The 2,704-nt window shown below is 72.3% G+C and carries 2 protein-coding genes; both read right to left on the reverse strand.

The window, feature by feature from the left end; all coding sequences use genetic code 11:
- Positions 1-192: 192 nt before the first annotated feature.
- Positions 193-1,878 (reverse strand): fatty acyl-AMP ligase, encoded by a 1,686-nt coding sequence (locus FNH05_RS35870; RefSeq protein ID WP_144593286.1) that lies wholly within the window; start codon positions 1,876-1,878, stop codon positions 193-195.
- Positions 1,879-1,975: 97 nt separating this feature from the next.
- On the reverse strand, positions 1,976-2,704 hold a 729-nt coding region (locus FNH05_RS35875), incomplete at its 5' end, for an MFS transporter (protein WP_144593287.1).

The raw sequence follows: 2,704 nt of genomic DNA on the forward strand, positions 1-2,704 counted from the left end.
CTTGTGTCCCACGTTCGACAGCCCGAGTCCCACGTTCGACCCGTGCGAGGCGCCTTTCTCCGCGGTGACCCGCCTGCAACCAGGGCTGCGCGGTGCTGTGAGGGGTCCCCTCACAGCCGTTTCGACCGTGCGGGGTCCCCTCACGGCGACCTTCAGGGCACTCCGCGGAACCGACCGCCGTGGGTCAGTGCGTCAGTGCGCGGCGGAGTTGATCTGGTCGGCGAACTGGGCGGCGGTGGCGGCGCGCTTGACCTTGCCGGAGGGGGTCTTGGGCAGGCTGCCGGTGGGCAGCACGACCACCGCGTACGGGCGCAGGTCGACGGCGTCACGCACGCGGGCGGCCACCTCCTTGGCCAGCGCCCGCTCGGCCTCGGCGTCCCCGGCGAGCTTCGATTCGAGCACCACGGCGAACCGCTCGCGCCGGGTCCCGGCGTCGATCCGCACGGCCACCGCGTTGCCCGCCCGCACGCCTTCCACGGAGGTCGCGGCCCGCTCGATGTCGGTCGGGTAGATGTTGCGGCCGCCCATGATGATGACGTCCTTGCGGCGCCCGCAGATCACGATCTGCCCGTCGATCAGGTAGCCGAGGTCGCCGGTGGCCAGCCAGCCCTCGGCGTCCTGCGTCGGCTTCGGCCCGTCGACGGTGAGGTACCCGGGCGTGACCGCCGGGCCGCGCAGGCGGATCTCGCCGACCTCGCGCTCCCCGAGCCGTTTCCCGTGCTCGTCCACGATCTCGGCTTCGAGGCCCTCGAGCGGCCTGCCGAGCACCGCGAACGAGCGCACCTCGTCGGTGCCCCGCCGCGGGTCGCCCTCCGGCACCGGGACCGCCCGGTTGTCGGCCTCCAGTGCGTGCGCCTCGACCACGTCCAGGGTCAGGCCGGTGAACAGCGGGGCGAAGGACACCGCGAGCGTCGCCTCCGCCATGCCGTAGGCGGGGAAGACGCATTCCGCGGGCATCTTGAACCGGGCCCCGGCGTCGGTGAACGTCTTCACCGCGGTCTCGTCGATGGGCTCGGCGCCGTTGAGGGCGATGCGCAGGGTGGACAGGTCGTAGGCGTCGTCGTCCTCGACCTTCGCCAGACGCCGTCCGACGATGGCGTAGGCGAAGTTGGGCGCGGCGGTGGTGGTCGCCCGGTACTTGCTGATCAGCCCCGGCCAGATCAGCGGCCCGGACAGGAACTCCACCGGCGTGATCTTGACCAGCTCGACCCCGAAGGTCATCGGCACGGTCAGGAAGCCGACCATGCCCATGTCGTGGAAGGTGGGCAGCCACGACACCATGACGTCCTTGTCGAACTCGAACTCGGCGCGCTCGACCATGGCCTTGACGTTGGTGTACAGGTTGCCGTGGGTGATGCGCACGGCCTTCGGCTCCGCCGTCGACCCGCTCGTCAACTGCAGCAGCGCCAGGTCGTCCTCCCCCGACGGCACCGGCTCGGCGATCGGCTCGGCGTCGAGCAGGTCACTGATCAGGCGGTAGCCGATCCCGTGCTCGGTCAGCACCGGGGCCAGCGCGTCGAAGGGCTCGCCGAGCACGACCAGATTGGAGTCGATCATGCGGAGCACCTTGACGGTGTCCTCGGCCCAGACCGCCAGATCGGTGCGGGGGGTCGGCTGGTGCAGCATGGTGACGCTGCCGCCCGCCAGCCACACGCCCTGCACCGTCGGCGCGATGAGCGCGGGCGCGGCGGCCAGTACCGCCACCGCGCTGCCGGGCCGGAGACCGCCCTCGACCAGCCCTCCGGCGAGGCGCCTGGCCTGCTCGTGGACTTCCGCCCAAGTCCGCCGGACCGGTTCCTTGGGCTCCCCGGTGACCATTCCCCGCAACTGCCCGCCTCCGTTGGCGGTGGCGACAAGTGTGTCCACGAACCGACTCATGCGGCATACCTTAAGGCCCGCCCCGAGCGGTCCGTGCGGGTCCGGCCGCTAGAGGCTGTTCGGCAGTGGTTTACGTGACGGTGCCGCCTCAGCACGCTCAAGGAACACGACCTGAGCGGGACTCGCGGCGCCAGGCCAGTCCGGTCGCGACGGTGCCGGTGGCGGTGAGCAGGACGACGGCCAGCGCGCCCATCCGGAATCCCGCGGCACCACCGCCGGTCCAGGTCCACGCGAGCGAGCCGAGAGCGGGACCGAGCGCGAAACCGAAGTTCCGGGCCAGTGCGCTGACGCCGCCGGAGGTGCCGTTCAGCTCGGGTGGAGTGTGCCGGAGGACCGCGGCGCTGAGCGGGCCGGCGAACAGTCCGTTGCCCACCCCCATCAGGACGAGCCCGGTGACCACATCGGCGAACAGCACCACGGATCCGGCCAGGATCACCGCCATACCGGCCAGCGCCACCGGCATGTTCCCGCGGCGGTCCGCGAGCAGGCCCGCCGCGGGCGACACCGCGGCCATCGCGAGGGAGAAGGCGAGCAGCGCCAGTCCGGTCGCGACCGGTGAGGCGTGCTCCGCCTCCGTCCACAGGTAGGGCACCAGGAAGTTCAGCACGCTCACCCCCGCCGGGCCCGTGACCAGTGCCCACAGCAGCGCGGCGAGCACCGGACGGCCGAGCAGCCGCCGGGCCGGACGGGTCTGCGGCAGCCGGGCCCACCCCGCGGCCGCCGCCACCGCCACCACGACCAGCGGGACCGGCCACCATCCGCCGTTGAAGGACGAGACCAGGTCCAGGGCGAGGAACCCGGCGACCACGCCCAGCCCCAGCACCAC

Origin of the sequence: Amycolatopsis rhizosphaerae (genome assembly GCF_007713715.1) — a bacterium.
GTDB lineage: Bacteria > Actinomycetota > Actinomycetes > Mycobacteriales > Pseudonocardiaceae > Amycolatopsis_E > Amycolatopsis_E rhizosphaerae.

Excerpts from the sequence above, each read along its gene's own strand:
- FNH05_RS35870 (WP_144593286.1), bottom strand. The coding sequence starts at position 1,878 with ATGAGTCGGTTCGTGGACACACTTGTCGCCACCGCCAACGGAGGCGGG.